The sequence below is a fragment of the Flavisolibacter ginsengiterrae DSM 18136 genome, assembly GCF_059568575.1.
This window is the reverse complement of sequence record NZ_JCANTR010000046.1, coordinates 1-6,076: the sequence shown is the minus strand read 5'-3', so window position 1 is coordinate 6,076 and position 6,076 is coordinate 1. Positions and strand designations below refer to the sequence as shown.

General features: G+C 40.0%; 4 protein-coding genes. 3 read left to right on the top strand and 1 reads right to left on the bottom strand.

The annotated features are described in order from the left end of the window. The 3 genes from BP74_RS21470 to BP74_RS21460 all read left to right on the top strand — a co-directional run. Positions 1 to 592, top strand: a 592-nt coding sequence (locus tag BP74_RS21470) for a hypothetical protein (RefSeq protein WP_496377598.1), incomplete at its 5' end; no start/stop codon positions are given. Positions 593 to 1,077: 485 nt separating this feature from the next. After that, positions 1,078 to 1,674: a thioredoxin family protein gene (locus tag BP74_RS21465; RefSeq protein WP_496377596.1), complete on the top strand. Its 597-nt coding sequence runs from the start codon at positions 1,078 to 1,080 to the stop codon at positions 1,672 to 1,674. 625 nt (positions 1,675 to 2,299) lie between these two features. Beyond that, a complete protein-coding gene (locus BP74_RS21460; protein ID WP_496377594.1) occupies positions 2,300 to 3,805 on the top strand; it encodes an Ig-like domain-containing protein in 1,506 nt (501 codons plus the stop codon). A gap of 103 nt (positions 3,806 to 3,908) precedes the next feature. On the opposite strand, the gene BP74_RS21455 is transcribed toward BP74_RS21460, so the two are convergent. Beyond that, positions 3,909 to 6,062, bottom strand: a complete 2,154-nt coding sequence (locus BP74_RS21455; protein ID WP_496377592.1) for an Ig-like domain-containing protein — start codon at positions 6,060 to 6,062, stop codon at positions 3,909 to 3,911. Positions 6,063 to 6,076: the final 14 nt, after the last annotated feature.

Genomic DNA, 6,076 nt, shown 5'->3' with positions numbered 1-6,076 from the left:
AGTAGGATACGTTACAGCAACAGGCACCGTGGATGGTGACATCAACTTTTATAAGGATGTGGAATGGGGATTTTTGGTAAGAATGCTTCCGGGTGTAAGCAGTAAGCGCTTCTGGAGTGATCCTGCCTTTGAAGGAAGCCGCAGAAGCGCTGAGAGGTTTGGTACAGGCAATATCATCTCTTCGATCATCTACCGCTTTGTACCGGTTAAAAGAAGGTACAGGCAGTTGTTTAAACAGGTAAGGACCATAGCCATTGTTTGTTTAAAGCAGGGAATGGATAAACCAGGGGTATTCACAGCCCTGCATACCTTCCTTGCTGAACAAAAGCGTACTTCTTTAACCCAGGAGCAGTTTACCATTTTGCTCTCTTCCTTTGAACAGGAGCTGGCAGGAAGGCTGAAGGAGCCAAAGAGGGAGAAGGAAAAGAAGATGAAGAACAAGCTGGAGATAACAGTGAAAGCACCCCTGAGCGCAGAAGACACCGAGTACTTACAATTGAACATGGATGATTATGACTGGACCATCAGGTTTGAGGGAGACTTTCCACCGGATTACCAGGTACCTTTCTTTCTCCTTAAACATGCTGCTTAAGGAAGTTTGTAATTTGTAGTTTGTAGTTCTTTAGGACTGAAGTGAACTATTATTTGCGGTTATTCTGAAGATCAAACAATTGCTTTAGGTTGGATAGTATCATTGCTTGCACAACTGATGGTACGCCTTGTGGGTTGATTTATAGTTTTATGGAATTAAGATTAGACTGCAAACTGTAAACAATGATTTACTGTCATCCTGACGAAGGAAGGATCTTTGAACTGCACTTGAGCGGCGTAAATGTTTTAAAGGTAGAGTTGTATTATGCACAAAAGAAGGAATGAGGCTTTTGCCTTTCCTTGCCAACTTGTCAACTAGTAAACCTTAAGTCGAACAATCTTACATCTCCCTTTGTCAACTTTTCAACCAGTCAACTTGTTAACCTATCCTAATGTCAATTTATCAAACACCTCCAGAAAACATTACATAAACGGTCGCAATAAATCAGCGTTATTCAGGAAATTTGCTATTGAAAATATAGGGTTATGAAAAAGATATTTCTTTCTGCCTTGCTCCTCTCCTGTTTTTTCTCTTTCACTACTTACAATGAATTACCCATTGGTGCATCTATACCAAGGCCGGATGTGAAAATGAAGGATATTTCAGGGAAGGAAGTCTCTTTAAAAGAATCTATAGGTAAGAATGGTTTGCTGGTGATGTTCAGCTGCAATACCTGTCCGTATGTGATCAAGAACCAGCAGCGCACGAAAGAGATCTGCCATTATGCTTTAGATCATGGAATCGGTGTGGTTTTGGTCAACTCCAATGAAGCGCAGCGGGGTGAGGATGATTCATTTGAAGCCATGAAAACCTATGGTAAAGAGCAGGGATATAAATGGAATTACCTGGTGGATGAACAATCAGTTTTGGCAGATGCTTTTGATGCCAGGCGAACACCGGAAAACTTCCTGTTCAATAAGGAATCCAAACTGGTTTATCATGGCGCTACGGATGACAATCCTTCTGATCCGGGTCATGTTAAAAGGCAGCATTTAAAAGAAGCAATAGATGAGATGATCGCGGGTAAGGAAGTAACAGTGAAGACATCCAGGTCTGTGGGTTGTTCTATTAAAAGGTTGTGATAATGGTGAATTGGGAAGATGATTGTTGAGCGAATTACTTTCATTTTTACAGTATAAAAATGTCTTGTTTATAGTTCGGAGGAACCCCACCGGAGAGCTCCGAAAGGAGCTTTTTCTACTTATAGTTCAGCTTTAAAAGCCGCATCTAGCTTGACTTTGATCAATATTTATGTGATGTGGATAGAAATATAAAATGGGTGTCCACAGGTTTTTTGAAATTTATTTTTAGTGCACATAGTTGATTCCTATTAGCTTATATAAATGTATTTTTTTGCTGATGGTTTTTGACTGTTACTGGTACATTTCTTGAAGGTTTGGATGGAGTTTTTTATAGCTCTACCTTGCCATACGTAATTATGAAGACTAGGGTAAAAAGATCGAAAGCCGTGACCGAGTTCAGTCTCTGTTGAAAACTAATTTCATCTTTTATATTTCCCTTTTCTTTTACTGTTTTTGATTCACTGCAATGGCTGATCCTGCAGGCAGGAAATTTCAGTTTTGGTTAAAAAGCTGAACAGTGAATATTTATATCGTCCCTATTGATGAGTTAACATCCATAATAGTTCTGAAGAACACACCCTTTGAATCCAATAGTATTCTAATTCATTTTTAAAAAAGAAAAACCATGAAAAAGCCGACCGTCCTACGATTATGGGCCGTACTATGTACCCTTGTAATTTTAAGTGCCTGTCAGAAAGAGACAAGTCAGAAAGAACAACTACAGCAACCTAAGGATGAATATTCAGGAATGCGAATGTCAGGAGTCAATCCTGATGATCCTGCAAAAGTTTCTAAAGTTCCGGTAATTATGTCGCAGGAGTTTCTTGCCAATCCTCAGAAGTTCATGACAACTCCTGATATGTTAAGTGCCAGGGGCAAACCGGTAAGATCAGGGACCGATGCCACACCCCCCTCAGTAAGTATTACCTCTCCTACGAATGGATCAACGGTTTCCGGAACAGTAAATATACTTGTTAGTGCTTCAGATAATGTGGCTGTATCTTCAGTTAGTTTAACGGTTGATGGAACTATTATAGGCACTTCATCTACTGCACCTTATTCATTCTCCTGGACTACAAGTAGTGGTTCTCATACTTTGGTGGCTACAGCTAAGGATGCAGCAGGAAATAGCGCATCTAATACCATTACAATTTCACAAAATACAGTAACAAGTGATATTACACCACCCAGTGTGTCTATTGTTTCACCTGCAAATGGTTCTTCTGTTTCCGGAACAGTAAATGTAAGTGTAGGTGCATCAGATAATGTTGGTGTTAAATCTGTAAGCCTTAATGTAGATGGTACGCTGATCTCCACTTTAAGTTCATCCCCTTATAATTTTTCATGGAACACATCGAACATAGCGGATGGCACGCATTCGCTAACTGCTACTGCAACTGATGCTGCAGGCAATAGCAATTCTTTCAGCATTAGCGTTTCTAAAAATACTGTTGTTACAACTTTACCACCTACAACCTTGCCGGCTAATTTTCAATTAAATATGCCTCCTGTGCAAAATCAGGGTGGTGAAGGTTCTTGTGTCCCATTTGCAACTACATATGCTGCCAGGTCAGTTGAACAATACTATAAAACAGGAGCTTCTTCTTACAATTATTCCACAAATGTATTTAGCCCTGAATTCGTGTACAATCAAACAAAAACCAGCGATTGTGGTTCAGGCACAGGTGTAATTACTGCTTTAGATTTTCTTAAAGCTTCCGGAGTATGCAGTTGGCAGTCTATGCCATATAGTTCATCTAATGGATGTTCACTTATGCCTACCAGTACTCAATCTGCTGAAGCGACTAATTATAAAATTAGTTCCTATTCCAAGATTGCTGTCACTGATATTACAGCTATAAAAACAATGCTGGTCAATCATCACGCGGTTATTATTACAGTTGGTACTGACAATAGTTTTACGCAGGCAACTCCTGGCTTTATCTGGAAAAGTTATTCCGGAGCGATGGGTATATCACATTGCCTGGTTATCAGTGGTTATAATGATGCCAAACATGCCTACCAGGTAATGAGTTCCTGGGGAACAGGTTGGGGAGAATCAGGTTATTCATGGATTGATTATGATTTCCTTCCTCAGTGTTCTGCCTATTATGCATATACAATCAATTAGGAAAATTCTGTTTTTATTCTAATAATATTGATTATGTATTGAAAAAGGATGCTCAATTAAGAGCATCCTTTTTATTGTAATCATCTAAAACAACAACTGGTTGTTATTTAAGGTTTATCAACTTGCCTGTAGTTTTATAATTACCAATTCTAAACAAATAAATAAGGTTCGAGCGTTGAGCTCCTGGAACACTATATTCAAAAGTTTGAACCATGCCTTTTTCAATATTACCATTATAAACTACTTTTACCTGTTGTCCTAACATATTATACAATTCCAACGATCCTTTACCAGCTACTGGAGATTTGATCGAAAAACGGATCCTGTCGTTAAAAGGATTTGGTGCTGCTAAAACAGTAGGTTGCTGTATAGACTGTTCAACTGTTGTCACTGAATTATTAATCCGGGCTGAGTGTGTAAATGTGCCACAATCAAATGGATTTGATTTGCAACCTGCACTTGTAGTAGAAGTAACACTAAATCCCTGGCCAATATGTAATCCACTGATAACTAGTGCACCACTTACATAAGGAGCTGTTGTAACAGAATTATTATCTAATTGTGTGACTGTATAGGTGCTTCCAACCTCTGGATTGTTGATTGTTATACTAAAGGAATTCTGAGTACAACTTGGTGCATTGTACGTTACATCCGGTGGGGCAGCCAAAGGATTGACAGTAACAGGATAAGGGCATACCTGGTCAGCAAGATTTGGATTAGCAAACTTCTTGGTCAATGTTAAAGTAAAGCTCTGAGTTCCTGCTGTAACTTTTATGGATTGGCCTCCATTAGCAAATCCTCCATCAGCTACGGACACTATACTTGCTCCATTATTGACAGACCAGGTCCATGTTTCTGTGCCTGCAGGAGCTACATCTGCTGTATATGTATGTGTTGTGCCTGAACAAACTGGATCTCTTGGAACGATAGGACATCCTGCAACCGGATCCACAGTTCTTGTAACAGGTGAGCTATTGAAGCAACCAGTTACTTTATCTGTTGCGGTTACTGTCCAGGTAAATGTCTGGGCAATATTTGCTCTGAATGTTGGATTAGCTATAGATGTACTGCTCAAAACACCTGTGGTAGCACCTTGGGCAGGATCTTGAACCCATGAATAATTATAGTCAGCACTATTCAAAACACCATTAACAGTAGTGCTCAATGAATAATGTGGAGGTGCAGAGCCTATATTCACATTTCCAGCAGGGGTAGCATTGGCAACAACTGTTGGATTTCCATTTAAAGTAGCAGTAACTGGAGTTCTGGCACTGACACAACCATCAGCTGTAGTACAACTAACGTATAAAGTTGTTGTTGCAGTCAGGTTGAATGTATAAGAAGTTCCAGTATTAACTTGTGTTCCTCCTGTTGCTGCGTCATACCATTTCAAAGTTCCTCCTGGGCAACCAGATGCGCCTAATGTAATAGATCCTGCTCCACATCTTGCAGCAGGAGTAACACCTGGAGGATCTACACTAGTTGTGAAGGATCCAAATGTCAGGTCTTGTAATGAAGCAGTAATAGACTGAGAGTTCCTTGTTTCCAACAGGAAATTGGTAAAGCAGGGAGGTACGCCCAGGTTTGTCAAGTCTACTTTGCCTTCAAAGAAGTCTCCAATGGGATAATTGGCTGAAGCATAAGTGAATCCCGCTGGAACTGGTTCAACTGCAGCATTTACAGCAGCAGTACTACTTGTTGTAGGCCCGGTTAATGCACCATTATTCCATACATAAATAAAGATATCAGCTTGTCCCCCACCTTGTGTAAAATGGCTTACAACCAAAATGTCCCCATTGGTGTGAGAGCCTGAGAATGTACCAGATGTAGTACCTACAAGGCTGACAGCAGATTTGAAAAACCAAAATCCGATGGCAGCATCACCATTATTTACTGCGCGGTCACCGGCGAAATAAAGCATGTTATGCCCTCCTTCAGTACCTAAAATGGCAGCACCATTAGTGATATCACCTTTATTATTGGTTTGCCCATTGCTCCATGCCCAGGATGAAATGGCCCCGCCATCTTTTGACCCCTGAGTAAATTGATTGTCATTAGAATTGTTGGCATCATGCGAATAGGCATTATACGTCTTATTGGCCCAATCACTGGCATCCCCGTTGATAGTAATTACCTGGGCGGGAAGATTGAAGGAAAAAAACATTACTAATACTAAAACTGATAAGAGCCTGGTGATGCCAGATCTATTATCAGTCTGGCTTAGAAATTGTTTGACGAGTTTAGATTTAAATTCCATAAAACAAGGTTTAA